This window comes from Streptomyces caniferus, assembly GCF_009811555.1.
In the GTDB taxonomy this organism is placed as follows: domain Bacteria; phylum Actinomycetota; class Actinomycetes; order Streptomycetales; family Streptomycetaceae; genus Streptomyces; species Streptomyces caniferus.
Genome location: NZ_BLIN01000005.1, coordinates 4,198,636 through 4,225,025, shown reverse-complemented (window position 1 = coordinate 4,225,025; position 26,390 = coordinate 4,198,636). Strand labels below are relative to the sequence as shown.

The 26,390-nt window shown below is 69.7% G+C and carries 24 protein-coding genes and 1 tRNA gene; 15 read left to right on the top strand and 10 right to left on the bottom strand.

From position 1 onward, the window contains the following. Positions 1–347: 347 nt before the first annotated feature. From Scani_RS35100 to Scani_RS35090, 3 genes are all read left to right on the top strand, one after another. Positions 348–725, top strand: coding sequence for a PadR family transcriptional regulator (locus tag Scani_RS35100; RefSeq protein ID WP_159482554.1), 378 nt, complete (start codon positions 348–350; stop codon positions 723–725). Continuing rightward, entirely contained in the window at positions 722–1,738 is a 1,017-nt protein-coding gene (locus Scani_RS35095) for a hypothetical protein (protein WP_159481711.1), read from the top strand. The genes Scani_RS35100 and Scani_RS35095 overlap by 4 nt, the downstream gene beginning before the upstream one ends. Positions 1,739–1,871: 133 nt before the next feature. Continuing rightward, positions 1,872–2,165, top strand: coding sequence for a hypothetical protein (locus Scani_RS35090; protein ID WP_159481710.1), 294 nt, complete (start codon positions 1,872–1,874; stop codon positions 2,163–2,165). An 890-nt stretch (positions 2,166–3,055) separates the two neighbouring features. Here the strand turns inward: Scani_RS35090 and Scani_RS35085 are convergent. Next, positions 3,056–3,499, bottom strand: a complete 444-nt coding sequence (locus tag Scani_RS35085; RefSeq protein ID WP_246296322.1) for a MarR family winged helix-turn-helix transcriptional regulator — start codon at positions 3,497–3,499, stop codon at positions 3,056–3,058. 165 nt (positions 3,500–3,664) lie between these two features. Here Scani_RS35085 and Scani_RS41400 point away from each other — a divergent pair, with 165 nt between their 5' ends. Continuing rightward, positions 3,665–4,702, top strand: a complete 1,038-nt coding sequence (locus Scani_RS41400) for an SMP-30/gluconolactonase/LRE family protein (protein ID WP_159481709.1) — start codon at positions 3,665–3,667, stop codon at positions 4,700–4,702. 231 nt (positions 4,703–4,933) lie between these two features. On the opposite strand, the gene Scani_RS35075 is transcribed toward Scani_RS41400, so the two are convergent. Then, positions 4,934–5,007: transfer RNA gene (locus Scani_RS35075), tRNA-Gly, on the bottom strand. Positions 5,008–5,288: 281 nt separating this feature from the next. Here Scani_RS35075 and Scani_RS40140 point away from each other — a divergent pair. From Scani_RS40140 to Scani_RS35060, 4 genes are all read left to right on the top strand, one after another. After that, on the top strand, positions 5,289–5,447 hold the full coding sequence (locus tag Scani_RS40140; RefSeq protein WP_006604620.1) for a hypothetical protein: 159 nt from the start codon (positions 5,289–5,291) through the stop codon (positions 5,445–5,447). A 185-nt stretch (positions 5,448–5,632) separates the two neighbouring features. After that, the gene (gene dcd / locus Scani_RS35070) at positions 5,633–6,208 is read left to right on the top strand and encodes a dCTP deaminase (RefSeq protein WP_159481708.1); all 576 of its coding nucleotides are present in this window, start codon (positions 5,633–5,635) and stop codon (positions 6,206–6,208) included. An 87-nt stretch (positions 6,209–6,295) separates the two neighbouring features. Then, on the top strand, positions 6,296–6,793 hold the full coding sequence (locus Scani_RS35065; protein ID WP_159481707.1) for a phosphoribosyltransferase: 498 nt from the start codon (positions 6,296–6,298) through the stop codon (positions 6,791–6,793). A gap of 260 nt (positions 6,794–7,053) precedes the next feature. Continuing rightward, positions 7,054–8,574 carry a ricin-type beta-trefoil lectin domain protein gene (locus Scani_RS35060; protein ID WP_174872792.1) on the top strand — a complete coding sequence of 507 codons (1,521 nt, stop codon included), beginning with the start codon at positions 7,054–7,056 and terminating at the stop codon, positions 8,572–8,574. 123 nt (positions 8,575–8,697) lie between these two features. Here the strand turns inward: Scani_RS35060 and Scani_RS35055 are convergent, their stop codons facing one another. The 4 genes from Scani_RS35055 to Scani_RS35040 all read right to left on the bottom strand — a co-directional run bounded on the left by Scani_RS35055 (position 8,698) and on the right by Scani_RS35040 (position 14,129). After that, on the bottom strand, positions 8,698–9,636 hold the full coding sequence (locus Scani_RS35055) for a Yip1 family protein (RefSeq protein ID WP_159481705.1): 939 nt from the start codon (positions 9,634–9,636) through the stop codon (positions 8,698–8,700). A gap of 99 nt (positions 9,637–9,735) precedes the next feature. After that, the gene (locus tag Scani_RS35050; RefSeq protein ID WP_159481704.1) at positions 9,736–10,299 is read right to left on the bottom strand and encodes a GNAT family N-acetyltransferase; all 564 of its coding nucleotides are present in this window, start codon (positions 10,297–10,299) and stop codon (positions 9,736–9,738) included. 74 nt (positions 10,300–10,373) lie between these two features. After that, positions 10,374–11,696 (bottom strand): FG-GAP repeat domain-containing protein, encoded by a 1,323-nt coding sequence (locus tag Scani_RS35045; protein ID WP_159481703.1) that lies wholly within the window; start codon positions 11,694–11,696, stop codon positions 10,374–10,376. A 165-nt stretch (positions 11,697–11,861) separates the two neighbouring features. Beyond that, positions 11,862–14,129, bottom strand: coding sequence for a (Fe-S)-binding protein (locus tag Scani_RS35040; protein WP_159481702.1), 2,268 nt, complete (start codon positions 14,127–14,129; stop codon positions 11,862–11,864). 289 nt (positions 14,130–14,418) lie between these two features. Between Scani_RS35040 and dnaK the strand changes: the two genes are divergently transcribed. The 4 genes from dnaK to Scani_RS35020 are packed head-to-tail and all read left to right on the top strand — an operon-like array spanning position 14,419 to position 18,600. After that, entirely contained in the window at positions 14,419–16,275 is a 1,857-nt protein-coding gene (gene dnaK / locus Scani_RS35035; RefSeq protein ID WP_127151852.1) for a molecular chaperone DnaK, read from the top strand. Continuing rightward, complete coding sequence (gene grpE, locus Scani_RS35030) at positions 16,272–16,931, top strand: nucleotide exchange factor GrpE (RefSeq protein ID WP_159481701.1); 660 nt, start codon at positions 16,272–16,274, stop codon at positions 16,929–16,931. The genes dnaK and grpE overlap by 4 nt, the downstream gene beginning before the upstream one ends. A 45-nt stretch (positions 16,932–16,976) precedes the next feature. Further along, positions 16,977–18,146: a molecular chaperone DnaJ gene (dnaJ, locus tag Scani_RS35025; protein ID WP_159481700.1), complete on the top strand. Its 1,170-nt coding sequence runs from the start codon at positions 16,977–16,979 to the stop codon at positions 18,144–18,146. A 1-nt stretch (position 18,147) separates the two neighbouring features. Continuing rightward, the gene (locus tag Scani_RS35020; RefSeq protein ID WP_018092399.1) at positions 18,148–18,600 is read left to right on the top strand and encodes a heat shock protein transcriptional repressor HspR; all 453 of its coding nucleotides are present in this window, start codon (positions 18,148–18,150) and stop codon (positions 18,598–18,600) included. A gap of 131 nt (positions 18,601–18,731) precedes the next feature. On the opposite strand, the gene Scani_RS35015 is transcribed toward Scani_RS35020, so the two are convergent. The 3 genes from Scani_RS35015 to Scani_RS35005 form a co-directional block, all read right to left on the bottom strand. Then, the gene (locus Scani_RS35015; protein WP_159481699.1) at positions 18,732–19,136 is read right to left on the bottom strand and encodes a hypothetical protein; all 405 of its coding nucleotides are present in this window, start codon (positions 19,134–19,136) and stop codon (positions 18,732–18,734) included. Positions 19,137–19,547: 411 nt separating this feature from the next. Continuing rightward, positions 19,548–19,952, bottom strand: coding sequence for a pyridoxamine 5'-phosphate oxidase family protein (locus tag Scani_RS35010; RefSeq protein ID WP_159481698.1), 405 nt, complete (start codon positions 19,950–19,952; stop codon positions 19,548–19,550). A gap of 29 nt (positions 19,953–19,981) precedes the next feature. After that, positions 19,982–20,563, bottom strand: coding sequence for a Uma2 family endonuclease (locus Scani_RS35005; RefSeq protein ID WP_159481697.1), 582 nt, complete (start codon positions 20,561–20,563; stop codon positions 19,982–19,984). Between the two features lie 249 nt (positions 20,564–20,812). On the opposite strand from Scani_RS35005, the gene clpB reads away from it, so the two are divergent. The 3 genes from clpB (at position 20,813) to Scani_RS34990 (ending at position 24,678) form a co-directional block, all read left to right on the top strand. After that, positions 20,813–23,443: an ATP-dependent chaperone ClpB gene (gene clpB / locus Scani_RS35000; protein WP_159481696.1), complete on the top strand. Its 2,631-nt coding sequence runs from the start codon at positions 20,813–20,815 to the stop codon at positions 23,441–23,443. A gap of 167 nt (positions 23,444–23,610) precedes the next feature. Further along, positions 23,611–24,147 (top strand): YbjN domain-containing protein, encoded by a 537-nt coding sequence (locus tag Scani_RS34995; RefSeq protein WP_159481695.1) that lies wholly within the window; start codon positions 23,611–23,613, stop codon positions 24,145–24,147. A gap of 102 nt (positions 24,148–24,249) precedes the next feature. Then, positions 24,250–24,678 carry a hypothetical protein gene (locus tag Scani_RS34990; RefSeq protein WP_159481694.1) on the top strand — a complete coding sequence of 143 codons (429 nt, stop codon included), beginning with the start codon at positions 24,250–24,252 and terminating at the stop codon, positions 24,676–24,678. Between the two features lie 353 nt (positions 24,679–25,031). On the opposite strand, the gene Scani_RS34985 is transcribed toward Scani_RS34990, so the two are convergent. After that, a complete protein-coding gene (locus Scani_RS34985) occupies positions 25,032–26,210 on the bottom strand; it encodes a pyridoxal phosphate-dependent aminotransferase (RefSeq protein ID WP_159481693.1) in 1,179 nt (392 codons plus the stop codon). Between the last annotated feature and the right edge of the window lie 180 nt (positions 26,211–26,390).

Sequence of the window (26,390 nt, the reverse complement as noted above, 5' to 3'; positions counted from 1 at the left end):
GTCGTTGGGGCTCTGGCCTGCGTAAACATGGGCTGTGAGGCGGGGCGGGGAGTGCCGGAGGGCACCCGTGTTGACCGTGATTTACCGACCGTTGGGGCATGCGGAGGGCGCAGCCTCGTCGGGGGGCCGGCGATTGCCGCCACGCTTCCCTCGCGGGTGGGCGGAAGCAACTGCCGGTGTGTGGGCGTCCAGCGTGGGGTTGCTGTTGCAAGCGCCACCCGATGATGCGGAAGTGAGGTCCGACGTCTGGTTGCCGAGCTCGCTGAGCATGGCGGGGCGGGCGCGACACCCTTGCATCCCCCATATATCGGAAGACAGGATATGGTGGGGGCGTGACTTCCAGAGGAATGACGCAAGCGGCGTTCTTCGTCCTCACCGCACTGGTCGACGAACCGCGACATGGTTACGGGATCGTGCAGGAGGTGGACGAGCTGTCCGAAGGGCATGTGCAGCTCCGGATCGGCACGCTGTACGGCGTGCTGGACCGACTGACGGCCGACGGGCTCATCGAGCCGGACCGCGAGGAGGTGCAACAAGGCCGACTGCGCAAGTACTACCGCCTCACCGACGCCGGTGGGGCAGCCCTGTCCGCCGAGGCGGAGCGGATGGCGGCCGGGGCACGCGCTGCGACCCAGCGGATAGCCGCCCACCGCCCCACTCCCGCCGGGCCGGCTCCCGCGAGCCGTTCGGCGCGTCGCCCGGGCATCGCCGGAGGCACCGCATGACATCTGTGCTCGAACAGCGCTACCGCACCGCTCTGCGCCTGCTGCCCTCCTACTACCGCGCGGAGCGGGAGGAGGAGATGGTGGAGACCTACCTCGACGGGATCGATGAGCGGGACCGGGACGAGATGCGCCCCGCCTTGGGCGAGATGGCCAGCATTGCCGCCCTCGCCCTCCGCACCCGGATGGGCGCCGCAGGCGCCCCGGCCCGCTACGCCACGCTCGGCGCGACGGTGCGCCTCTTCGCGCTGCTGAGCGTGTTGCTGCACGCGGCCTCCGAACTGACCGTGCGGACCCTGCTCCTCACCTGGTTCGCAGGCGCCCCCGCGCAGGACCAAGAGTTGTTCCGGGGCGGCTTCACCGACCACGGCGCTCTGCCGGGCCCGTACGAGGCCGTGTTGTGGCTGCTCCCGCTGGCCTGGACGGTGGCCTACGTGGCGCTGCTGCACGACCACAGGCGCACCGCCTTCGTATCCGCCGCCCTCGCGGCCCTTCCCGACCTGGCGTCAGCCATGCATGCCATGGACGCCGGATGGGGCACCGTGACGGTCGCCCTCTCGCTTGCGACTGCGCTGCTCTCCTGGCTGACCGTCCTTGCCCTGTGCTGTGGCTTCCACTGCGATGCCCCGCCCGCCCGGCTCCCGCTGGTGTCAACCGGGCAGGCCCTCATGGGCACCTGCGTCCTCGTGGGCGCTTCGACCGTGGTTTTGTGGCCTCGGGTTGCAGACACGGGATGGGCCGAAGGTTCGGCATTCATCGCCGCGGCCGCCGTCTGGCTGGTCGTCCGGCGCCGGTCACCGAAACACGTGGCAGACCCCGCACTGCCCCTCGCGCTGGCCACGCTCGGCCTCGCCGTCCTCGTACAGCGGATCCTGACCCTCGCGTCCTCGGCCCAGAACACTCCTGGCTCTCTCGTCGCCGACTTCACCGTGCAGGCGGGCATCATCGCCCTCCTGGCGGCTGCCCTGACCGCGACCGGAACCCGCAGTCTGACCCCACGGTTCAGGACCGGCTGAACCCGGTAGCCACGACCGCCCTCGCACCGGTCGCCGCAGCAAGCGGACGACACCCTCAAAGTACGGGCTCCAACGCATGCTTCACCGCCGCTTCGGGCGCAGTCCGGTGCCATCCCACAAGGAGAATCACGGCATGTCAGCAACGAATCCCACGCGTGGGGAAGCTGCCCCGCTTCACATCGAAGCCATATGCGACGGTGTCCCGACCCAACTCGATGCCGAGGAGATCCGGGTAACGCTACCGAACGGCATCGTCTTCAACCTGCACCGAGGGCTTGACCCCTCCGGCTCCATCGTCGCGGACATACCGATCGATGGACCGGACGCAGACGAGTTCCCCGTCTTCGTGCTGAGGCCAGGTGCCGCCAACCTTCTCCACATCAACGCGGAACGGCATCCTCGCCGCACTGTGGAGGAGCGCGCCTAACAAGAAGGTGCCAAGTCAACGGCGCACACAACTGTGTCAAGTGGTAGGTGACCGACAGGAACCGACGGCCGCTGGCACGTGGCTCTGCCCCGTGGGCTCGGACCTTGAGCGGCAACAGGAAGTCGCGAGCGGGCTGGACGATCTCGTGCGGGCCGCTCGCGGCAAGGCCCGCCAGAAGCCTTCCGGCGAGCCTTCTGGTGCGGATCTGGTGCGCGACGCCTAGCCCGGCCCAGCCAACGAACAAGGCCCAGGTCTCCGACCTGGGCCTCAACTATGGAGCGGGTGACGGGAATCGAACCCGCGCTCTGAGCTTGGGGAATCAACGGGCCCTGTGGTGATCAGACTGCATCTGACCTGGGTAAAGGCTGCTTTCCTGGGTCGTCCCGTGGGGTCCCGTGTTGCCCCTTGTGACCGGTGTTGACCGGACTGAGGGGCACGGATGGGGCACGCCCGGCTGCGATGCTGATCGCGCAGCGGCAGAGGCTTGCCGCCCGGCGAAGAACCGTGATTCAGGGGCAGAGTCTCCGCAGTCGGTTTGCGGGTGCATTGTTCGGCGTGTTGTCGCAGCTGACAATTCCCCTTCCGCCATCGGCTTGTCGTGTCCGCAGGCTGCGCTATGCACACATGCTGCGGCGGAACGCTCGCCGACGCGACTACGGACTGACCTGGTAGTACGCGCGTATGCCTCTCGGGGCCAACGCTGCAACGCGTTGGCCCCGGTGGCGTTCGACCTGATGCCCAAGGGTGTTGCGGGCTCCCCGTCTTGGGGGCCTGGTGGTGCCCGGTGATGTCGGCCACGCCCTCGATACCGGCTCGCCCCGGCCTCCACCTGTCCCCCGCGGGGCCGCGATCATGCCGCGAGGACCGACCGTTCCATGGCCGCGCACGGCCTAGTCAGGCCGCACGGAATCGAGCAGTGCGGCGCATCGGGCGAGCAGGCCGACAAGTGTTGCCCGCTCCTCGTCGGTGAACTCGGCGGCCAGTGCCCGCTCCACCGGTACCGCCCGCGCGTCGGCGTTCTCCATGACGGCGCGGCCCTCATCCGTGAGCCGGGTCTCCAGGACGTTCTTGTGCCACTCGTGCGGAGTGCGCTCGATGAGGCCGCGCTCCTGGAGGTTCTTCAGCACCGTGTTCATGGTCGGCGGTGTCACTCCGCACGCTCGCGCCAGCGCGGCGGCCGAGATGCCGGGCCGCTCGGAGCTGTAGAGCAGAGCCGCGTACTGCGGGACCGTCAGACCGGCCGGCTTCAGCGCCGCGTGCTTGGCACCGTTCAGAGCCTGCTCGGCGCGCTTGATGGAAGAACCGAGGCGCTCGGACACGGGCATGGACGTCATCTCCGCATCGTAACGGCCATAAAGCAGGGAAGCTCTCACCCATCAATGACTACTCATATGGAGGTTAGAACCTTGACGAAAATTAGAGTTCGAATATAGCTTCGTACGCATTCGATCGCATGCGGACGACACTCGTATGCGCCGGCAACGGGGAGGCACCCACCCATGTCCCAAGCGATCACACGGCGCGCTCTGATCTCGGCCGCCCTGTCCCTGACCGCCACCGTCGTGCCGCTCGCCGTCACCGTGAGCGGCCAACCCGGGGCCATGTCACCGGCCTCGCACGCCGCCGCCCGGCACGAGACCCGCACTCGCATCTCCACCGCGTACGACCTGCCCGGCACCCGCGTGTACCCGGAAGGCATCGCTGCCGACTCGCGCACCGGCGACATCTACGTCGGCTCGTACGCGACCGGCGCCGTCTACAAGGCGACGCCCGGACATCGCACCGCCCAACTCTTCCTGCCGGCCGGCACCGACGGGCGCACCACCGCCAACGGCTTGAAGATCGACCGCGCCGGCCGACTGTGGGTCATCGACTCGACCGCCGGCGTCGCCGTCTACGACCTTCGCGACCGCAGGCTAGTCGCCCGCTTCGATGTGACCGGGAGCGCCAAGTCGTTCGTCAACGACCTGGCGGTCGCCCCGGACGGCAGCGCCTATCTGACCGACAGTTACCGGGGTGTCCTCTACCGCGTCACGCCCCGGCAGCTGGCGCGGGCCGCCGCGCACGGCGGGCGTGCCGAGCTGACCACGGCCTACGACCTGGCCGGTGCGCTCCCCAACGCCCCGGCCGGCGGCGTCGCACTCAACGGCATCGTGGCCGACCCCTCCGGCCGTTATCTGCTGACAGTCGACATGACCGCGGGCACCCTCTACCGCGTCGATGTGGCGTCGGGAGCGGTCCGCCAAGTCGCCCTGCACGGCGGAGACGCGCTGCACGGCGACGGCCTCGAAATGCGCGGCAACACCCTCTGGGTCGTTCACAACGTGACCAACGCCATCAGCCGGTGGAAGGTCGGCGACGACGGCGCGTCCGCCTGCATGGAGCGCCGCATCACCGACCAGGCGCTCCAAATCCCGACCACGATCGTCCACAGCCGCGGCCGGACGTTCGTCGTCCGCTCCCAGTTCGACAAGGGCGGCCCGATGGGCCCCGGGACGCCGCAGCCGTTCACGGTGGCCGAGGCGGAGGGCATCTGAACCGTCGTCCCGACGAGGAACTTCATGATCTGCGGCAGGAAAGGGGTGCACGTCTCCTGGTCCGCACCCGCATCCGTCCCACCGCGCTTCTGCGCGAGTTCATAGCTGCGAGGAGGTTTGTGGGTGTCAACTCTGTCCGCTGGTGGGTGCGTTATGGCAGTGCATGGCGCGCGACCTACGAGTGGACCGGAGAAAAGATAAGCCCCAGGTCGCTGACCTGGGGCTTTCATGTGGAGCGGGTGACGGGAATCGAACCCGCGCTCTGAGCTTGGGAAGCTCATGTTCTACCATTAAACTACACCCGCGTCATCCCGCCTCTGATCGAGGGCGGAACATCGTCGCACACTCTACCCCATCGCCGCGTCGCGGTGCATTTGGCCTGCCCGGGTGGGGTGTCGGGGGTGTCCGGCGGGGGTGTCGGGGGGTGGCGCCGGGGCCCGGGTTGCGGGTGCGGCGCGGGGTGGGATGAGGGTGCGGGGTGCGGGAGTTGAGGCGTACGGTGGGGCACCGGAGTGCCGCCTGCGAGGGCGCCCAGTTCATCCCCTAATGTGGCTTTTGTTGTCCACGCAGTTGGGAGAGGGACTTGATGGAGCGCACCGTCGTACGTTGTGCCGAGGGCCACGTGTTCAGCACCGCTTCGTTCCCGATGCAGACCACCGACCGGCTCGGTCCCGGGCGGCTGTTGCGCTGCCCGCGCTGTGCTCGGCTGCGGCACTCGGTGCCCGTCGAGTACGCGAAGCGGTAGCCGAGCGGCCGTCGGGCGGTAGCGATCAAGAGAGCCGTGGTGCGTCGTACGAGACGTAACGGCAGGCAGTAAGAGACGCAGCGACTGGCAGTAGGAGCGAGGAGTGGTCAGGGCCCGGCTCCCCCGGTGGGGGCCGGGCCCCTCGTCGTGTGGAGGGGGTGGTGCGGGCGCGTATCCTCATCTGCGTGCTTCTCTCAGACAAGGACATCCGGGCCGAGATCGATGCTGGTCGGGTGCGCATCGACCCCTACGACGAGTCGATGGTGCAGCCGTCCAGCATCGACGTGCGGCTCGACCGCTATTTCCGGGTGTTCGAGAATCACCGCTATCCGCACATCGACCCCGCCACCGAGCAGAGCGACCTGACCCGTGAGGTCGTGCCCGAGGGCGACGAGGCGTTCATCCTGCACCCGGGCGAGTTCGTGCTGGCCTCGACGTACGAGGTCATCACGCTGCCCGACGACCTTGCGTCCCGGCTCGAGGGGAAGAGCTCGCTGGGACGGCTGGGGCTGCTGACGCACTCGACCGCCGGGTTCATCGACCCGGGGTTCAGCGGACACGTGACGCTGGAGCTGAGCAATGTCGCCACGCTGCCGATCAAGCTGTGGCCGGGGATGAAGATCGGGCAGCTGTGCATGTTCCGGCTGACCTCGCCGGCCGAGCACCCGTACGGCAGCGAGAAGTACGGCTCCCGCTACCAGGGGCAGCGCGGTCCGACGCCGTCCCGGTCGTTCAGGAACTTTCACCGGACGCAGGTATGACGCAGCCGCTCCGGTGCGGGGGGCGCGCTCGACAGGGCGGGCGCGTGGCAGCAGGGCGCAGAGACACAGAAGGTCTGAGAGAGATACGTGAGTGACGTGCGGGAGAACCTGACGTACGAGCGGTTCGGCGGGGCGGTCCGTGAGCTGGCGCAGACGATCGCCGATGACGGGTACGAGCCCGATGTCGTGCTGTCGATCGCCCGCGGCGGGGTCTTCGTCGCCGGCGGCCTGGCGTACGCGCTGGACTGCAAGAACATCCACCTGGTGAACGTGGAGTTCTACACCGGGGTGGGGACCACGCTGGAGATGCCGGTCATGCTGGCGCCGGTGCCGAACGCGATCGACTTCTCGGACAAGAAGGTGCTGATCGCCGACGATGTCGCGGACACCGGCAAGACGCTGAAGCTGGTCCATGACTTCTGCCAGGGGACCGTGGCGGAGGTCCGCAGCGCGGTGATCTACGAGAAGTCGCAGTCGCTGGTGAAGTGCGAATACGTGTGGAAGCGCACGGACGACTGGATCAACTTCCCGTGGAGCGTCGAGCCGCCGGTGGTGCGGCGCGAAGGACAGATCCTCGACGCCTGAGGTTTCGGGCGGAGCCCGATCGCCGTCCCCGGTAAGGGAGTTGGCGGTCGGGCGTTTTCGCCTGCGCTGGTTTCGGCCAATCCCGTTCCGGGTGTTCCACCGCTGACTGCCTGCGACTACAACCCGCGGTAACAGCAGACCGGAGGGGAGGTCCCATGGTGCGTGCGAGACGTGGGCGGGGGGCGTTACGTGGGCGGCGTGCGGGAGCAGCGGCGCGTGCGGGAGGCCGGGCGGGGCGTGGGCGGCGGCTGAGAGCCGTCGTGGCGACCTCGGCGGCGGCGCTGACCGTGGTGTTCACGGTGGCGGCGGGCGGGGCGGATGCCGCGCCCGGGTCCGTGGGGCGGGCCGGGCCGGCCGGGGCCGCGGCCGCCAAGCCGTTGTCGCCCGAGCTGGAGAAGATCCGGGCACGGGAGGCGGCCGAGCTCTACGGGGATCCGGCCGAGCGGCCCCTCGGGGAGCGGAAGACCTCGTTGATCTCGCTGGGGGACAGCGAGATCTCGGGCGAGGGCGTAGGGACGTACGAGCCGGGCACGGACGGACCGACGAACTGGTGCCACCGGTCGCCGGACGCGGCGATCCACCGGACCGGGATCGCGGCGGATGTGACGTACAACGCCGCCTGCTCGGGCGCGGGCAGCGGCAACATCGTGATCGGCGGCAGCAAGCAGTACGCCGACGAGCTGGTGCAGAGCGACAGTCTCGCCGTCGCGGCCCGTAACACCCGGCTGAAGATGGTGCTGCTGGTGGCCGGCGCCAACGACGATCTGCAGTTCGGGCCGGTGATGACGGACTGCGTGGTGCGCTGGTTCCTGCTGCAGGGCACCTGTGAGCCGAAGTACCAGCCGGGCTGGCAGGCGCGGGTCGACGGGCTGGTGCCGAAGATCGAGCGGACGGTCGGCGATCTGCGGACCGTGATGCGGGACGCCGGGTACGCCGACGGGGACTACCGGCTCGTGGTGATGTCGTACCCGAGCCCGATCGGGCCGGACGTGGCGGACAACCCGCACTACCCGGGGAAGCTGCTGGGCGGCTGCACGGGCTACACCTCCGACGCGGGCTGGGGGCGCAACGCCGCAGTGCCCGCCTTCGAACGGGGCGTGCGCCGGGCCGCGCAGGACGCGGGCGCGACCTACCTCGACGCCTCGCGGCTCTTCCACGGGCACGAGGTGTGCATGGAGGACACCTGGGCCCGCGGGCTGTATGTGAACCTCACCAACCCGATTCCGCCGGACTCGAACTCGGTGCGGCAGTCCTTCCACCCCAACGCCCGCGGACACGGCGCCTTCGCCTCGTGCCTGACCCAGCTCTACGCCACGGAACTGCGCGAGGCCTCCTGTGCCGACTCCGCGAGCACCGGGCAGCCGAAGCTGTACCCGGGAGCCTGGGACGACGCGTACCGGCCGCTGAAGAACGCCGGCACGGGGAGCTGTGTGGACGCGACCGGCGGGGCCAGCCGCAACGGGACGGTGGTCGGCGGCTGGAACTGCCACGGCGGACGCAACCAGGACTGGTGGTACGACGACGCGCAGCGGTCGGTGCACGTGGGCCTGACCCAGGACCGGTGCCTGAACGTGCCGGGCGCGCAGTACCGGGCCGGGGCCGGGCTGGTGCTGTGGAACTGCTCGGGCGCGGCCAACCAGCAGTTCGTACGGGACGACGGCGGCACGATCCGGCCCGCGGCCGCGCCGTCGCTGTGTCTGACCCTGGGGGCGGCGAAGGAACCGCTGCGGCTGCAGGGGTGCGACGGGTCGGCGGGGCAGCGGTTCGCCCGGGGAACCTGACGCCGACGCCCGGGGGCCGGGTCCGTGAGCCGGCCGGTCCACCGCACGGCAAGGGGCCCGCCCCGGAGTCTGGTGCTCCGGGGCGGGCCCCTTGCGTGGCCGGATCGCCGTGGCCCGACGGCCTTACAGGGTGCCGAGCTTCAGCAGGGCGAGCAGGGCGACCAGCTGGATCGCGGAGGCGCCGAGGGCCTTGGGCCACGGAAGGTCGTGCGACTTGCTGACCATGGAGGTCAGCAGATAGCCGGTGGCGAGCCAGGTCAGCCAGCCCAGGACCTGGACCAGGGTGCTGTCGCCGCCCAGGAACATCGCGAACAGCAGCCGGGGCGCGTCCGAGATCGTCATGATCAGCATGGCCAGGCCGATGGTCGGCTGCCAGGCGCCGTCGCCGCCGAGCTGCCGGGCCAGGGTGTGGGTGACGGTGCCCAGGATCAGGCTGCCGATGATGAACATCACAGCCGTGATCAGCACCCACGGGATGCTGTTGGAGAGGGTGGCGTTCAGCACATCCTCGCGGGCCTTGTCGAAGCCGAAGACCGCGAGCAGACCGTAGATGAAGGTGACGACGAGCGCCGGGGCCCACACCGCGTGGTCCCGCATCTGCCAGAAGGTGGCGTCGGGGCGCAGCACGATGCCGGACAGCAGCTGCTTCCAGTGCAGCCGGGGGCCGGCCGGCGGTGCGTCGGTCCGGCCGGCGCGGTAGGTGGCGCCGGACGCGTACGCGCCGTCGTCGCCCTGGTCGTAGTGACCCTGGGTCTGCCCGTAGGCGTCCGGGGCGTCGCCGACGCTGAACTGCTGGGTGTGCCCCGGGTTGTTGTCGTTCGAATACGGCGCGAAGGACTGCTGCTGGGGCTGGTAGCCGCCATCGCCGAAGTACTCGGGTTCACCGTGCTGCCCGTGCGGCTGCTGCTGCCCCTGCGGCATGCCGCCGTACTGCTGCGGTGCCTGCTGCCATTGCCCGTGCGGCGGCGGGGGCTGCTGCCCGTACGGCCCTTGCTGCCCGTACGGCGCCTGCTGCCCCTGCTGTCCGTTCTGCGCGGTGCGGGTGTCCCGTCCGCGACCCATCCTGAATCCAGCCACGTACTCGAAAGTACCTGGTCCGCGTGGATTCGGTGGCGGAGCAGGGGGATCGGGGACGGGTTTGCATCTGACCTGTGACATCCCCTAGGGGGTTCCCCGACGGAACCGGGGGGCCGGGACCGGGGTCCAGCGGAGGGTGAGGTCCGGCAGGTTCTCCATGTTGGAGCTGCCGTCGTTGACGGCCACGACCCGGAAGCCGTGGTGGGCGTAGAACGCCCTTGCGTCGGTGTTGAGTTGGAAGACATGCAGGTAAAGGCCGTCGGGGCGGTACCGGCGCGCCTCGGCGAGGAGTCGGGAGCCGATGCCGGCGCGCCGGACGTCCGGGCGGAGGTAGAGCTGTTCGAGCAGCTCGCCCTGGAGGGCCGCATAGCCGAGGAGCTCGGCGCCACGGACCGCGACCAGGGTGTGGCTCTGCGGCAGCACGATCTCCCGGATCCAGCGGGTGACCTCGGCGTGGGTGCGGCGCTGGGGCGGCAGGTAGGGCATGGTGACCTGCCGTGATGCCTGGTGGACGGCGGCGATCGCGGGGGCGTCGGTGGGGAGGGCGAGCCGGACCGTGACGGGCGGGGCGGGCGGCGTCTCGCGTGGGGCGGGGCGTGCCAAGGCGCTCGGATCGTCGGCCGTGCCCCTGCCCGTGTCTGTGTTCATGGCGTCATGGTCGGATGCGTCCCCGCGACGGGACAAGTGTATTAGCCACGGGCCACAAGTCGGCCGACGGACCGTCAAGAGGCCGTGAAATCCGCCGTGGTGAAGGAGAGGGCGGGCCGTGCGGCGAGACCTGACGGGCCGCCGGGCAGGACCGTCACCCGGTCGTGGGTGCGGCCGCGCCGGGTGAGGAGAACGAGGTCGGCGTGCTGGTCGCCGTCGAAGTCGGCGAGGGCGAGAACCGTGGAGCGCGGGCGTCCGGAGCCGGGCAGCCGGGGCACGGGCAGCCGGCGGACGGTGGCGGAGAGCCCGTTCGCGGTGCCGCTCAGCAGGGCGGGGCGGTCGCCGCCGACGACCAGATCCGGGTGTCGGTCGTGGTCCACGTCACCGGCGGCGAGGGTGGGGATCCCGCCCGTGCCGGTACGGAGGGTGCCGGGGCGGCCGCCGACGGAGAGGCGGCCGTCGGTGTCGGCGGTGACGGAGGTCACGCCCCGGCCGGCCGCGGCGAAGCGGCCGAAGGCCGTCGCGTAGCCGGGCGGATAGGCGGCCGGACCGGCCCGGAGCGGGCCCCGGGGGCCGCCGAGGGCGAGGCGGCCGCGGGCCCGGCGGCCGGGGGCGGCGGAGCGTACGAGCAGGTCGTCGGCCCCGTCGTGGTCGATGTCGGGAGCCGGGGCGAGGGGCGCGGTGGCGGCGAGCGCGGTGCCGGGGACGTCGAGCGGGGCGCCGGCCGTCCTGGGGGCGCCGCTGCGGGTGAACGGGCCCCGCAGGTAGCTGATCCGGGGGCCGGAGGCGGTGACGGCCAGGTCCGGTGCGCCGTCGCCGTCGAAGTCGCCGCAGACCGGCTGGTCGGGCCATTCGTTGCCGAACCGCGCCCGGTCCGGGATGCGGAGCTTCACGGCGCGGGCGGAGCCGAGGCCCCGGGGCGAGCCGAAGAGGAGCTGTACGGGGACGGGCGGGCGGCCCACGCCGTCGTAGGGCGGGTCGGTGGTGACGACGAGGTCGCTGAAGCCGTCCCGGTCGAGGTCGCAGACGGTCTCGGCGTCGAAGGCGGCGGGGACGGTGGTGCCGGTGGGGGCGGCGTTCCGGGCCGGGGTGAGCAGCTGCCGGGTGGCCGGGTCGAGTCCGTGCGCGGAGCCGTAGACGATGCCGATGCCCGGGTCGTCGTCGCGGCCGCGGGCGGCGGCGAGCAGGCTGTCGAGGACGAGATCGGGGTGGCCGTCGCCGTTGAAGTCGCCGGCCGCCCGGCTGCCCTGACCGGCGGGGACGGGGCGCGCGGCGGGCAGCGAGGAGCTGCGGTGCGGGGCGGCGCGGCGCGCGTCGTCGGAGCCGGAGAGGAGGCCGCAGGAGCTGAGGAGGACGGCCAGCCCGAGCCCCGCCGCCGTCGCGATCCGTCGCCGCATACCGTCCCCCGCCCCCGTACCGCTGTGGTCGTGTCCTCGTCCGCGGCCCCCGATGCTCCCGGGTGGACCGCCGTCCCGCAACGCCCCAGCGGCGGTCCGGAACCGCCGACGGCCGGCCCCGTGCGAACAGGGACCGGCCGTCGGCCAATGCGTGCAGCCGCGCCGTTACTTCACCGGCTCCGGCTCCGGCGCGTCCTCGGGCTCCTCGTCGCCCGCCGGGTCGGCGGGGACCTTGACGGAGTCCAGCAGCAGCTGGGCCACGTCGACGACCTGGACGGATTCCTTCGCCTTGCCGTCGTTCTTCTTGCCGTTGACCGAGTCGGTCAGCATGACCAGGCAGAAGGGGCAGGCCGTCGAGACGATGTCGGGGTTGAGCGACAGGGCCTCGTCGACGCGCTCGTTGTTGATGCGCTTGCCGATGCGCTCTTCCATCCACATGCGGGCACCGCCGGCGCCACAGCAGAAGCCGCGCTCCTTGTGGCGGTGCATCTCCTCGTTCCGCAGGCCCGGCACCTTGGCGATGATCTCGCGCGGCGGGGTGTAGACCTTGTTGTGGCGGCCCAGGTAGCAGGGGTCGTGGTACGTGATCAGACCCTCGACCGGGGTGACGGGGGTGAGCTTGCCCTCGTCCACCAGGTGCTGGAGCAGCTGGGTGTGGTGGATGACCTCGTACTCGCCGCCCAGCTGCGGGTACTCGTTCGCGATGGTGTTGAAGCAGTGCGGGCAGGTCGCGACGATCTTCTTCGAGGACTTCGGCTTCTTGGTCGACTCGTCCTCGTCGTCCTCGCCGAAGGCCGCGTTCAGCGTGGCCACGTTCTCCGCGCCGAGCTGCTGGAAGAGGAACTCGTTGCCCAGGCGGCGCGGCGAGTCACCGGTGCACTTCTCGTCGCCGCCCATGATCGCGAACTTCACGCCCGCGATGTGCAGCAGCTCGGCGAAGGCCTTGGTGGTCTTCTTGGCGCGGTCCTCCAGGGCGCCGGCGCAGCCGACCCAGTAGAGGTATTCGACCTCGGTCAGGTCCTCGACGTCCTGGCCGACGATCGGGATCTCGAAGTCGACCTCCTTGGTCCAGGCCAGCCGCTGCTTCTTGGCCAGGCCCCAGGGGTTGCCCTTCTTCTCCAGGTTCTTGAGCATCGTGCCCGCCTCGGACGGGAACGAGGACTCGATCATGACCTGGTAGCGGCGCATGTCGACGATGTGGTCGATGTGCTCGATGTCGACCGGGCACTGCTCGACACAGGCGCCGCAGGTGGTGCAGGACCACAGGACGTCGGGGTCGATGACGCCGTTCTCTTCGAGGGTGCCGATCAGCGGGCGCTCGGCCTCGGCCAGCGCGGAGGCGGGGACGTCGGCGAGCTGCTCGGCGGTCGCCTTCTCGTTGCCCTCCTCGTCCTTGCCGCCGCCCGCGAGCAGGTACGGCGCCTTGGCGTGGGCATGGTCGCGCAGCGACATGATCAGCAGCTTGGGCGACAGCGGCTTGCCGGTGTTCCAGGCGGGGCACTGCGACTGGCAGCGGCCGCACTCGGTGCAGGTGGAGAAGTCGAGCAGGCCCTTCCATGAGAAGTGCTCGACCTGGGAGACGCCGAACTGGTCGTCCTCGCCCGGGTCCTCGAAGTCGATCGGCTTGCCGGCGGAGGTCATCGGCTGCAGCGCGCCCAGCGCCACGCCGCCGTCCGCCTCGCGCTTGAACCAGATGTTGGGGAAGGCCAGGAAGCGGTGCCAGGCCACACCCATGTCGGTCTTGAGGGAGACCGTGATCATCCAGATGAAGGACGTCGCGATCTTCAGGCCGGCGAAGAAGTAGGTGAGGTTCTGCACCGTGCCGAGGCTCATGCCCTTGAACGCGGCGACCAGCGGGTACGAGACGAAGTACGCCGGCTCGTAGTGGTCGACGCCGTGCTGGGCGCCCTCCAGGGCGTGCAGCGTCACGATGCAGATGCCGACGATGAGGATGACGCCCTCGACGAAGTACGCCTGGCCGGTGTTGGAGCCGGCGAAGCGCGACTTGCGGCCCGCGGCGCCGGGCCGGCTCAGCTGCCGGATGACGATCAGGACGACGATGCCGACGGTCGTCAGCGTGCCCATCGCCTCGACGTACAGCTCCCACGGCAGCCAGTCGCCGAGGAACGGGATCAGCCAGTCGGCCTTGAAGAGCTGGCCGATGGCGTTGACGATCGTCAGCAGCAGGGTGAGGAAGCCCACCGCCACGAACCAGTGCGCGACGCCGACGACGCCCCAGCGGTTCATCCGGGTGTGGCCGACGAACTCCTTGGCCAGCGTGACGGTCCGCTGGGCGGGAGCGTCGGTACGGGTGCCGGCGGGTACCGGCTGGCCCAGTCGCATCTGGCGGTAGATCTGCAGGAGGGCGCGGCCGAACAGCGCCACGGCGACCGCGATGAGCACCAGCGACACGATGATCGCGGCGAGTTGCATGGGAGGCTCCTCGTACCTGCGAGAGCGGAAAACGGAGAGGACTACTAAGCGGTAACTTTTTTGGTCTGCCGCTGAGGTTACCCATTCTCCTCTGTGCCATGAAGCCGCCCGGCCGGTGATCTGCGTCGCCAAGGCAACCCTCTGTGCGGCCCGTACGTCTTTCGCCGCAAGGCCGGTGACGATAAGCGCCTTATAAAACTTGAGTGTCCCCGACTCAGCTCTGTTGACAGGATTTCTTCCGTGCTGCACGCTTGAGCCTGTTCCACTCAAGTCAGCTGGAGGAATTGAAATGGCACGTGCGGTCGGCATCGACCTGGGCACGACGAACTCCGTCGTCAGTGTTCTCGAAGGCGGTGAGCCCACCGTCATCACCAACGCCGAGGGCGCCAGGACCACGCCGTCCGTTGTCGCCTTCGCCAAGAACGGCGAGGTGCTGGTCGGCGAGGTCGCCAAGCGTCAGGCGGTCACCAACGTCGACAGGACCATCCGGTCGGTCAAGCGCCACATGGGCACCGACTGGAAGATCGACATCGACGGCAAGGGCTTCAACCCGCAGCAGATGAGCGCCTTCATCCTGCAGAAGCTCAAGCGGGACGCCGAGGCGTACCTGGGCGAGAAGGTCGTCGACGCGGTCATCACCGTTCCGGCCTACTTCAACGACTCCGAGCGTCAGGCCACCAAGGAGGCCGGTGAGATCGCGGGCCTCAACGTCCTGCGCATCGTCAACGAGCCCACCGCGGCCGCCCTGGCCTACGGCCTGGAGAAGGACGACCAGACCATCCTGGTCTTCGACCTCGGTGGCGGCACCTTCGACGTCTCGCTCCTGGAGATCGGCGACGGCGTCGTCGAGGTGAAGGCCACCAACGGTGACAACCACCTCGGTGGTGACGACTGGGACCAGCGCGTCGTCGACTACCTGGTCAAGCAGTTCCAGAACGGCCACGGCGTCGACCTGGCCAAGGACAAGATGGCGCTCCAGCGCCTGCGCGAGGCCGCTGAGAAGGCGAAGATCGAGCTGTCGTCCTCCACCGAGACGACGATCAACCTTCCCTACATCACCGCCTCGGCCGAGGGCCCGCTGCACCTGGACGAGAAGCTCACGCGCTCGCAGTTCCAGCAGCTCACCTCGGACCTCCTGGACCGCTGCAAGACGCCGTTCCACAACGTCATCAAGGACGCGGGTATCAACCTGTCCGAGATCGACCACGTGGTCCTGGTCGGCGGTTCCACCCGTATGCCCGCCGTCGCCGAGCTCGTCAAGGAGCTGACCGGCGGCAAGGACGCCAACAAGGGCGTCAACCCGGACGAGGTCGTCGCCATCGGCGCCACCCTCCAGGCCGGTGTCCTCAAGGGTGAGGTCAAGGACGTCCTCCTGCTGGACGTCACCCCGCTGTCCCTCGGTATCGAGACCAAGGGCGGCATCATGACCAAGCTCATCGAGCGCAACACCACGATCCCGACCAAGCGGTCCGAGATCTTCACGACGGCCGAGGACAACCAGCCGTCCGTGCAGATCCAGGTCTACCAGGGCGAGCGCGAGATCGCGGCGTACAACAAGAAGCTCGGGATGTTCGAGCTGACCGGTCTGCCGCCGGCCCCCCGCGGGGTCCCGCAGATCGAGGTCTCCTTCGACATCGACGCCAACGGCATCATGCACGTGACCGCGAAGGACCTGGGCACGGGCAAGGAGCAGAAGATGACCGTCACCGGCGGCTCCTCGCTGCCGAAGGACGAGGTCGACCGGATGCGCCAGGAGGCCGAGCAGTACGCGGACGAGGACACCAAGCGTCGCGAGGCCGCCGAGACCCGCAACCAGGCCGAGCAGCTCGTCTACCAGACCGAGAAGTTCCTCAAGGACAACGAGGAGAAGGTCCCGGGCGAGGTCAAGACCGAGGTCGAGGAAGCCGTCACCGAGCTGAAGGAAAAGCTCAAGGGCGAGGACACGGCCGAGATCCGCACCGCCACCGAGAAGGTCGCGGCCGTCTCGCAGAAGCTGGGTCAGGCGATGTACGCCGACGCCCAGGGTGCGGCCGGTGCCGAGGGCGCCGCGGGTGCCGAGGGTGCCGAGCAGGCCAAGGCCGATGACGATGTCGTCGACGCCGAGATCGTCGACGACGAGAAGCCGAAGAAGGATGGTGCCGCGTGACGGAGGAGACCCCGGGCTTCGACGAGAAGCCCGACGTCCCTTCCGACGCCGCTCCCGAAGACGCGGCGCAGGCCGAGTCCGCCGACAAGGCGGGCTCGGCCCCGGCCGGGGACGTACCGGACGTAGCGCTCCAGGCGCAGCTGGACCAGGTGCGTACGGCGCTCAACGAGCGCACGACGGACCTCCAGCGGCTCCAGGCGGAGTACCAGAACTACCGCCGTCGGGTGGAACGGGACCGGGTCACGGTCAAGGAGATCGCCGCGGCGAACCTCCTGTCCGAGCTCCTTCCCACCCTCGACGACGTCGGCCGTGCCCGTGAGCACGGCGAACTGGTCGGCGGCTTCAAGTCGGTGGCCGAATCGCTGGAGACCGTGGTCGCCAAGCTGGGTCTGCAGCAGTTCGGCAAGGAGGGCGAGCCCTTCGACCCGACGATCCACGAAGCGTTGATGCATTCGTACGCACCGGATGTCACCGAGACGACGTGCGTGGCGATCCTGCAGCCCGGGTATCGCATCGGTGAACGAACGATCCGCCCCGCGCGGGTCGCCGTCGCCGAGCCGCAGCCGGGCGCGCAGACCGCCAAGTCCGGATCCGACGACGACGTCAAGGGCGCCCAGGCTTCGGACGAGGAGAGCGGTGGCCCGGAAGAGGGCTGACGTGAGGACTGACAGGAAATCCGTGCGGGAGGAGGGACGTCGGGGATGAGCACCAAGGACTTCGTCGAGAAGGACTACTACAAGGTCCTCGGCGTCCCGAAGGACGCCACCGAAGCGGAGATCAAGAAGGCGTACCGCAAGCTCGCCCGCGAGTTCCACCCGGATGCCAACAAGGGCGACGCCAAGGCCGAGGAGCGCTTCAAGGAGATCTCCGAGGCCAACGACGTCCTGGGCGACAGCAAGCGCCGCAAGGAGTACGACGAGGCGCGCACGCTGTTCGGCAACGGCGGCTACCGGCCCGGTCCCGCCGGAAGCGGCGGCTCCTTCAACTTCGACTTGGGCGACCTCTTCGGGGGCACCCAGGGCCAAGGGGGCGGCGGCTTCGGCGGCGGGCTCGGGGACGTCTTCGGAGGCCTGTTCAACCGGGGCGGCGCCGGTACGCGCACCCACGCGCGCCGGGGCCAGGACATCGAGTCCGAGGTGACGCTCAGCTTCACCGAGGCGGTCGACGGGGCCACGGTCCCGCTGCGGATGTCCAGCCAGGCGCCGTGCAAGGCGTGTTCGGGCACCGGCGACAAAAACGGTACGCCGCGGGTCTGTCCGACCTGTGTCGGCACCGGCCAGGTCAGCCGGGGCGCGGGCGGCGGGTTCTCGCTCACCGACCCGTGCGCCGACTGCAAGGGCCGGGGCCTGATCGCCCAGGACCCCTGCGAGGTCTGCAAGGGCAGCGGTCGTGCGACCAGTGCCCGCACGATGCAGGTCCGTATCCCCGCGGGCGTCTCCGACGGGCAGCGCATCCGGCTGCGCGGCAAGGGCGCTCCGGGCGAGCAGGGCGGCCCGGCAGGCGATCTGTACGTCGTCGTGCATGTCGACGCCCACCCGGTCTTCGGCCGGAAGGGCGACAATCTCACCGTCACGGTGCCGGTCACCTTCCCGGAAGCCGCCCTGGGCGGTGAGATCAAGGTGCCGACGCTGGGCGGTCCGCCGGTCACGCTGAAGCTGCCGGCCGGCACCCCCAATGGGCGCACCATGCGCGCCCGGGGCAAGGGTGCGACCCGTAAGGACGGCACCCGGGGGGATCTGCTGGTCACCATAGAGGTGCTGGTCCCCGGTGACCTCAGCGACAAGGCGAGGGAGTCGCTGGAGTCCTATCGCGAGGCGACCGCGGGTGCGGACCCGCGGGCGGAGCTGTTCCAGGCCGCGAAGGGAGCTTGAGATGGACAGCCGGGGCGGGCAGCGTCGTAACCCCTATGAACTGACCGATGAGTCGCCGGTGTACGTCATCTCCGTCGCGGCTCAGCTCTCCGGCCTGCATCCGCAGACCCTTCGACAGTACGACCGGCTGGGGCTGGTCTCGCCCGACCGCACGGCCGGGCGGGGCCGCCGCTATTCGGCCCGGGACATCGAACTGCTCCGTACGGTGCAGCAGTTGTCCCAGGACGAGGGCATCAACCTCGCCGGCATCAAGCGCATCATCGAGCTGGAGAACCAGGTCGCGGCCCTGCAGCAGCGGGTCATCGAGCTGCAGGGCGCCCTGGAGGGCGCGGCCAGCGCGATGCAGCAGCGGGAGGCGGCGGTGCACGCCTCCTACCGGCGCGATCTGGTGCCCTATCAGGATGTGCAGCAGGGCAGCGCGCTGGTGGTGTGGCGGCCCAAGCGACCGGAGTGATCCGGTCGGCCGGGGCGCGGGCATCCGGCGTGTGACGTGGCGAAGGGCCGGGGGAACCCGGCCCTTGTCGCGTTTCTGTGCGCCGCCCGCTGCCCGCCGCCCGTGCGCCCTTCGCCCTGAGGCCGCCCCGCTCAGCAGCCGTTGTACCCCGCCGTCGGCATCGACAGCCGGCGGTGCACGTGCGACTTCATCGCCAGGGTGTAGACCGGCTCGTCGAGGTCGGCGGTCTCCAGGCGTACGCCGGCCTCGGCGCACCGTGCGCTGAACTCGGCGGTGCCGTCGATGGCGTTCTCCAGCGCCCGGCGGTTGGGCGCCACGAACACGTCCACCAGGCCCGCCGCGACGTCGCGCCACAGGGCGCCGTGGTCGGCGCGCAGGTGGTGCAGGCTGAGCTGGCAGGTCAGGCGGTAGTCACGGGCTGCCGCCCACTGTTTGCACATGTCGTGCTGGCTGCGGTCGTCGACCAGGAACGGATCCTCGTCCAGCTCGGACAGCGGCATCAGGCAGGCGATCGCCGTCACTCGGACCGAGTTCATCGTGCCCTCCGGGGCGTGGCGACTGTGGGGGCGACGATACCCCCGCGAGTGGCCCGTGGAGGAGGGGCTGTACCGGGCGGCGAAGCGTAACCGCAGGCGTGGCAGATCTTCCAGCCGTCCTGATTGACGGCCAGTTGGCCGCCGCAGCGCGGGCAGAGCTCGGCGTGCGGATGCGGCCGGGTGGGCAACGGACGGCGCGGAGCGGTGGTCACGATGCGCAATGCCGACGCCATGCGGCCTCCAGCTGCCGTCTTTTGCCTGGGGCAGGCCCGATGCCGTCCGTCATTGCACGGAGCTGTTCGGTTCCCGTCGCTCTTGAGTACCAGGTGGACGGCCTGCGGCGGAGCGAGAGGGTCCGTTTTCGGCCAGGGGGGCCGGCGGGCCCAGCGGGACGCGGGGGCGGCCCGGCCCTCAGGCCCGGCCCATCGCCTTGGTCACCGCGATCTCGATCATGACGCGATCGGGGTTGGGCGTGGGGGTCCGGCCGTAGCGCTCGGCGTACCGGCGCACCGCATCGGCCACCGACTCGCTGTCCGTACGCACCCGCCCGATGCCCTCCAGGGTGGCCCAGCGGCCCTTGTCGACCTGGCACACGGCGACGGTGGCGCCGTCCGCCCCGGCGGCGAGGACGTTCTTGACCTTGGTGCTGTCCTTGCGGGTGATGATCCGCGCGATCCGCTGCCCGGCGTCGTAGGTGACGCCCACCGGGACGACGTGCGGCGTCCCGTCCGTCCGCAGCGTGGTGAGGGTCGGCATCAGGTACTCGCCCCAGAAGGCGAGGTACTCCGGGCTGAGGGCACTGAGGTCATGGGCCATGGGGGCAAGGGTAGGCCGGGGCCCGGGGGTCAGAGGAAGTCGGTGGTCTCCAGCTCGAAGGAGAAGGGGGCGGGGAGGGGGAGGGGTTTGCCGAAGGGGGCGATGTGGGTGGCGAGGTAGTCCTCGCCCTCCGGCTCGCTGAACAGCGTGACCGCTGACTTGTCACGGTCGATCAGGAGATAGAGCGGGATGCCGGAGCGGGCGTAGCCGTGGCGTTTGGCGACGCGGTCCTTGTGGGGCTTGCGCGACGTCACCTCGACGACCATGGCGACGCCGTCGCTGGGCATCCAGGGAGGGGCGCCGCGGAAGAGACGAAGCGCTCGTGGGGCGATGGTGGCGTCGGGGATCACGTGGTCGGCTGGCCGGCCCGCCGCGTGGGGAAGGACAAGTCCTTTGTGTCCCGAGAACTGCATCGCGGTCGCGGACAACTGCATCACTTGCTCGGAGACGAGACTCAGGTAGTCCTCGTGGTCGCCATCCGGCGGCGGTGTCACAGCGATCTCCCCCTCGATGAGCTCGGCTCGGAAACCCGTCGGGGTCTCCAGCGCCAGAAAGCCTTCCAGGAGGATGTCGTCCTGCGTGGGCATCGGCTCGTGTGCCATAGCCGTCATGCTGCACCTCCTCGTGGTCGAAGGCCAGTGTCGCCGGGTGGTGCGGGTCCGGACGGCGCGTTGGGTGCGATTCCCTCGCACGAGTGAGCGAGGGTGGGGTGGGCAGGGCTCCCGGAACAACCTTGAGTGGAATAGACTCAACTTATCGCACGTTGGCATGAGCAGGGTGGGTGCCGCACGGGCGCACGGACGGGCCCGGACCGGGCCCGCAGAGGCTGTTGAGGACGAGTCGAGGAGGATCGCGAGGACGTGGAAGCCGAGCTGACCAACAAGAGCCGGGAGGCGCTGAGCGCCGCCAATGAGCGGGCGGTCACCGCCGGGCACGCGGACATGACGTCCGCGCATCTCCTGCTCGCGCTGCTGGCCGGGCAGGACAACGAGAACATCATGGATCTGCTGTCCGCCGTGGAGGCGGACGCCGCCGTGCTGCGCAACGGCGCCGAGCGGCAGCTCGCCGGGCTGCCCAGCGTGCAGGGCTCGACGGTCGCGCCGCCGCAGCCGGACCGCGACCTGCTCTCCGCCATCGCGGACGCCACCCAGCGCGCCAAGGAGCTCGGTGACGCCTACGTCTCCACCGAGCACCTCCTCATCGGGATCGCCGCCAAGGGCGGGCGCACCGGTGAGCTGCTGGCCGACCAGGGCGCGAGCGCCAAGAAGCTGCTGGCCGCCTTCGAGGCGAGCCGGGGCGGCCAGCGCGTGACCAATGCCGACCCGGAGGGCACGTACAAGGCGCTGGAGAAGTTCGGCACGGACTTCACGGCGGCGGCCCGCGAGGGCAAGCTCGACCCGGTCATCGGCCGGGACCACGAGATCCGGCGCGTGGTGCAGGTGCTCTCCCGCCGTACGAAGAACAACCCGGTGCTGATCGGTGAGCCGGGCGTCGGCAAGACCGCCGTCGTCGAGGGGCTGGCGCAGCGGATCGTCAAGGGCGATGTGCCCGAGTCGCTGCGCGACAAGCGGCTGGTCGCGCTGGACCTCGGGGCGATGGTCGCGGGCGCGAAGTACCGCGGCGAGTTCGAGGAGCGGCTGAAGACCGTCCTGGCGGAGATCAAGTCCAGCGAGGGCCAGATCATCACCTTCATCGACGAGCTGCACACGGTCGTGGGTGCGGGCGCCGGCGGTGACTCGTCGATGGACGCCGGCAACATGCTCAAGCCGATGCTGGCCCGTGGCGAGCTGCGGATGGTCGGCGCGACGACGCTGGACGAGTACCGCGAGCGGATCGAGAAGGACCCGGCGCTGGAGCGGCGCTTCCAGCAGGTGCTGGTCGCCGAGCCGACGGTCGAGGACACGGTCGCGATCCTGCGCGGGCTCAAGGGCCGTTACGAGGCCCACCACAAGGTGCAGATCGCGGACTCCGCGCTGGTCGCCGCCGCCTCCCTCTCCGACCGCTACATCACCTCCCGCTTCCTGCCCGACAAGGCCATCGACCTGGTCGACGAGGCCGCCTCCCGCCTCCGCATGGAGATCGACTCCTCGCCCGTGGAGATCGACGAGCTCCAGCGCGCCGTGGACCGCCTCAAGATGGAGGAGCTGGCGCTGCGGAACGAGACCGACGCCGGCTCGCTCCAGCGGCTGGAGAAGCTGCGCAAGGACCTCGCCGACAAGGAGGAGGAGCTGCGCGGCCTGACCGCCCGCTGGGAGAAGGAGAAGGAGAGCCTCAACCGGGTCGGCGCGCTCAAGGAGAAGCTCGACGAGCTGCGCGGCCAGGCCGAGCGCGCCCAGCGCGACGGCGACTTCGACACCGCGTCCAAGCTGCTCTACGGCGAGATCCCGGGCGTGGAGCAGGCGCTGGAGGAGGCGGCCGCCGCCGAGGCCGAGCAGGAGGCGTCCAAGGAGTCCATGGTCAAGGAGGAGGTCGGTCCCGACGACATCGCGGATGTGGTCGGCGCCTGGACCGGCATCCCGGCCGGCCGGCTGCTGGAGGGCGAGACCCAGAAGCTCCTGCGCATGGAGGAGGAGCTCGGCAAGCGGCTGATCGGCCAGACCGAGGCCGTACGGTCGGTCTCCGACGCCGTCCGCCGCACCCGCGCCGGTATCGCCGACCCGGACCGGCCCACCGGATCCTTCCTCTTCCTCGGCCCGACCGGTGTCGGCAAGACCGAGCTGGCCAAGGCGCTCGCGGACTTCCTCTTCGACGACGAGCGGGCGATGGTCCGGATCGACATGTCGGAGTACGGCGAGAAGCACAGCGTCGCGCGGCTGGTCGGCGCGCCGCCCGGCTACGTCGGCTACGAGGAGGGCGGTCAGCTGACGGAGGCGGTCCGCCGCCGCCCGTACTCCGTCGTCCTGCTGGACGAGGTCGAGAAGGCCCACCACGACGTCTTCGACGTCCTGCTGCAGGTCCTCGACGACGGCCGGCTCACCGACGGCCAGGGCCGTACGGTCGACTTCCGCAACACCATCCTCATCCTGACCTCCAACCTCGGCTCCAATTTCCTGATGGACCCGCTGCTCAAGGAGGACCAGAAGAAGGAGAAGGTGCTGGAGACGGTCCGGGCCTCCTTCCGCCCCGAGTTCCTCAACCGGCTCGACGACGTGGTGGTCTTCCACCCGCTCGGCACCGACCAGCTCCAGCGGATCGCCCGGATCCAGCTCGACCACCTGCAGCGCCGCCTCGGCGATCGCCGTCTGACGCTGGACGTCACCGACCGTGCCCTGACCTGGCTCGCCTGGCTGGGCCAGGAGCCGGTCGTCGACGCCCCGGCCCCGGACCTGTCCTACGGTGCCCGGCCGCTGCGCCGTCTGATCCAGACGGCCATCGGCGACCCGCTCGCCCGCGCCATCCTGGCGGGCGAGGTGCTGGACGGGGACACCGTGCGGGTGGATGTGGACGGCGACCAGCTGTCGGTGGAGCCGGCCGGGCGGACCGTGGCCTGACCGGCGCCGCGATCCGGGCGTACGGCTGCGGAGCCGGGCCCCGTCCGTGATCCTTTCCTAGACCGACACCATGACCGGCACCTTGCCCGTATCCGCTCCGTCCCGGGTTGCCAGGACGGGGCGGATGTGGGGGAGGATGGCAGGGACCATACGAAGGGAATTCCACGGTGAGCATCGACCCGTCCTCGATTCCGAATTTCGGGGGCCAGCCCGAACCCGAGCCCTCGGGGCCTGAGGGTCCCGTCGTGCCTGACCAGGACCTGGTCAAGCAGCTCCTCGACCAGATGGAGCTGAAGTACGTCGTCGACGAGGAGGGTGACCTCGCCGCTCCGTGGGAGCAGTTCCGCACGTACTTCATGTTCCGGGGCGAGGAGGAGCAGCAGATCTTCTCCGTCCGTACGTTCTACGACCGTGCCCACGGCATCGACGACAAGTCGAAGCTGCTGGAGGCGATCGACGACTGGAACCGCCGGACGCTGTGGCCCAAGGCCTACACCCACACCCACGACGACGGCACGGTCCGTCTGATCGGTGAAGCATCGATGCTGATCGGCACCGGTGTCTCGCTCGAACACTTCGTGTCGAGCACGGTCAGCTGGGTCCGCGCCTCGATCGAATTCGACAAGTGGATCGTCGAGCAGCTCGGCCTCGAAGCCGAGATCGAAGGCGACTCCGAAGAGAAGCCGGGTGACGACGAGGCCTGAGCCCCGTCCGTCCCACCCCACCCTGCTGCGCGGGCCCCGAAGCTTCTGAGGCTTCGGGGCCCGCGTGTGTTTGCAGCGGGGCTTCGCTCCGCCCTGTAAGCAATGGCGGACACGGAATGGTGGCCGTTTTCCCGGAGTCGACGAAAAGCCCTGATAAGTGAGGTGGGAATGTTCTCCAGAAGATTCAGGCCATCGAGTATCCCGCATTTTTTCTCGGAGGTAGGCGGGGTTGGTAAATTCTTCGGGTCCTGCCTCAACGTTGAGTTCATCGATGACGTTCCCGTTTACAAGTCGCACATCGTCCGGAACCCTAAATCGCCAGACGCCCGGAATCTGCGTGAAGCGCTGGAGTACCTGCTTCGTGAGCGGTCTGCCACCGTAGAGGACTGGTACGAGCTGACCAGGGTCAACTTCTGGCGCGATGACCTTCTGTACGGCTACCTTCAGGATCTGTGCGACTACTTCTACGGCGATCGCAAGGAGCCGCCGGACTCCCCGGATGATGTCCCGCCGCCCGGCTACGGAGTTTGACGACCTGTCGCACCACGGGTTGCCCGTGGGAAGATCGGCCACGCCCGATCGGGATTTCTCCACCCGGGACTGCCCGGAACATCGCGCTGTATCCGCACCCGGGATGCTGAGGGATGCGTTTCGCTCCTCAGCGAGGTGCATTCCGGAATTCGGGGGGATTTATGCGCTATCGAGGGTCGGGTATCCCGCATTCAGTGACGGCTGAAGACGTTCGCATATTCTTCGAGTGGGTAGTCCATGTCGAGTTCGTCGACGGAAGAAACCGCCCAGCGCCCCGGAACCCGAAACGCCCGCCGCCCGAGGAGTACCGGTGGTGAAGGGGCGGGGCGCCGGAGCGCCCCGTGGGGTCTCGGTCAGAGTTTGGTGAGCCGTTCCGCTGCCTCCCGTAGGACCGACTCCTGTTTGCAGAACGCGAACCGCACGTACGGTGCGCCCTGGTCCTTGTGGTCGTAGAAGACGGCGTTGGGGATGGCGACGACGCCGGCGCGTTCGGGGAGGGTGCGGCAGAAGGCGAAGCCGTCGTCGTGGCCGAGGGGGCGGATGTCGGTGGTGATGAAGTAGGTGCCGGCGGGGCGGAAGACCTGGAAGCCGGCCTCGGTGAGGCCGGTGGCGAGGATGTCGCGCTTGGCGCGCAGGTCGTCGCGCAGGTCCGCGAAGTAGCTGTCGGGGAGGGAGAGGGCCTCGGCGACGGCGTACTGGAAGGGGCCGGCGGAGACGTAGGTGAGGAACTGCTTGGCGGAGCGGACCGCGCTCACCAGTTCCGCCGTTGCCGTGACCCAGCCGACCTTCCAGCCGGTGAACGAGAAGGTCTTGCCTGCCGAGCCGATGGTGACGGTGCGCTCGCGCATCCCGGGGAACGACGCGAGGGGTACGTGCTCGCCCTCGAACACGAGGTGCTCGTAGACCTCGTCGGTGATCACGAGGAGGTTGCGCTCGCAGGCGAGGCGGGCGATCTCGGCGAGCTCCTCGCGGGAGAGCACGGTGCCGGTGGGGTTGTGCGGGGTGTTGAGGAGGATCAGGCGGGTCCGGTCGGTGACGGCGTCGCGCAGTTCGTCGAGGTCGAGGCGGTAGGTGCCGGACTCCGGGTCCGCGCGCAGGGTCACCGGGACGCGGCGGCCGCCCGCCAGCGCGATACCGGCGGCGTAGGAGTCGTAGTAGGGCTCCAGCGCGATGACCTCGTCGCCCGGCTCCAGCAGTGCCAGCAGAGCGGCCGCGAGGGCTTCGGTGGCGCCCGCGGTGACCAGGACCTCGGTGTCGGGGTCGTAGGAGAGGCCGAGGTGACCGTAGAAGCGCTGTTGGTGGGCGGCGACGGCGGTGCGCAGCTCGGGGATGCCGGGGCCGGGCGGGTACTGGTTGCCGCGGCCGTCGCGCAGGGCGCGCACCGCGGCCTCTCTGACCTCTTCCGGGCCGTCGGCGTCGGGGAAGCCCTGGCCGAGGTTGATGGAGCCGGTCCGTACGGCGAGTGCCGACATTTCGGCAAAGATCGTGGTGCCGAATTCGGCGAGGCGGCGGTTCAGCAGCGGTCGGTCCATGGACGCCATCCTCCGTCGAACCTCTGGAGTTCCTCAACTGTGCTTTGAGATCGCCGGGCCCGGGCATCAGCCCCGCACAAAGGACAGTGACGGCCGTCGACGAGGACGGCCACGGCGCGGGACGGCGCCGGAAACGGCGCACCGGGCGCCGGACGGAGCGGGTGCCTCGCTTCGGGGGAA

Coding starts and splice junctions, on each gene's coding strand:
- Scani_RS35100 (WP_159482554.1), top strand. CDS start 348: ATGACGCAAGCGGCGTTCTTCGTCCTCACCGCACTGGTCGACGAACCG.
- Scani_RS35095 (WP_159481711.1), top strand. CDS start 722: ATGACATCTGTGCTCGAACAGCGCTACCGCACCGCTCTGCGCCTGCTG.
- Scani_RS35090 (WP_159481710.1), top strand. CDS start 1,872: ATGTCAGCAACGAATCCCACGCGTGGGGAAGCTGCCCCGCTTCACATC.
- Scani_RS35085 (WP_246296322.1), bottom strand. CDS start 3,499: ATGACGTCCATGCCCGTGTCCGAGCGCCTCGGTTCTTCCATCAAGCGC.
- Scani_RS41400 (WP_159481709.1), top strand. CDS start 3,665: ATGTCCCAAGCGATCACACGGCGCGCTCTGATCTCGGCCGCCCTGTCC.
- Scani_RS40140 (WP_006604620.1), top strand. CDS start 5,289: ATGGAGCGCACCGTCGTACGTTGTGCCGAGGGCCACGTGTTCAGCACC.
- Scani_RS35055 (WP_159481705.1), bottom strand. CDS start 9,636: ATGGGTCGCGGACGGGACACCCGCACCGCGCAGAACGGACAGCAGGGG.
- Scani_RS35050 (WP_159481704.1), bottom strand. CDS start 10,299: ATGAACACAGACACGGGCAGGGGCACGGCCGACGATCCGAGCGCCTTG.
- Scani_RS35045 (WP_159481703.1), bottom strand. CDS start 11,696: ATGCGGCGACGGATCGCGACGGCGGCGGGGCTCGGGCTGGCCGTCCTC.
- Scani_RS35040 (WP_159481702.1), bottom strand. CDS start 14,129: ATGCAACTCGCCGCGATCATCGTGTCGCTGGTGCTCATCGCGGTCGCC.
- dnaK (WP_127151852.1), top strand. CDS start 14,419: ATGGCACGTGCGGTCGGCATCGACCTGGGCACGACGAACTCCGTCGTC.
- dnaJ (WP_159481700.1), top strand. CDS start 16,977: ATGAGCACCAAGGACTTCGTCGAGAAGGACTACTACAAGGTCCTCGGC.
- Scani_RS35020 (WP_018092399.1), top strand. CDS start 18,148: ATGGACAGCCGGGGCGGGCAGCGTCGTAACCCCTATGAACTGACCGAT.
- Scani_RS35015 (WP_159481699.1), bottom strand. CDS start 19,136: ATGAACTCGGTCCGAGTGACGGCGATCGCCTGCCTGATGCCGCTGTCC.
- Scani_RS35010 (WP_159481698.1), bottom strand. CDS start 19,952: ATGGCCCATGACCTCAGTGCCCTCAGCCCGGAGTACCTCGCCTTCTGG.
- Scani_RS35005 (WP_159481697.1), bottom strand. CDS start 20,563: ATGACGGCTATGGCACACGAGCCGATGCCCACGCAGGACGACATCCTC.
- Scani_RS34990 (WP_159481694.1), top strand. CDS start 24,250: ATGGCGGACACGGAATGGTGGCCGTTTTCCCGGAGTCGACGAAAAGCC.
- Scani_RS34985 (WP_159481693.1), bottom strand. CDS start 26,210: ATGGACCGACCGCTGCTGAACCGCCGCCTCGCCGAATTCGGCACCACG.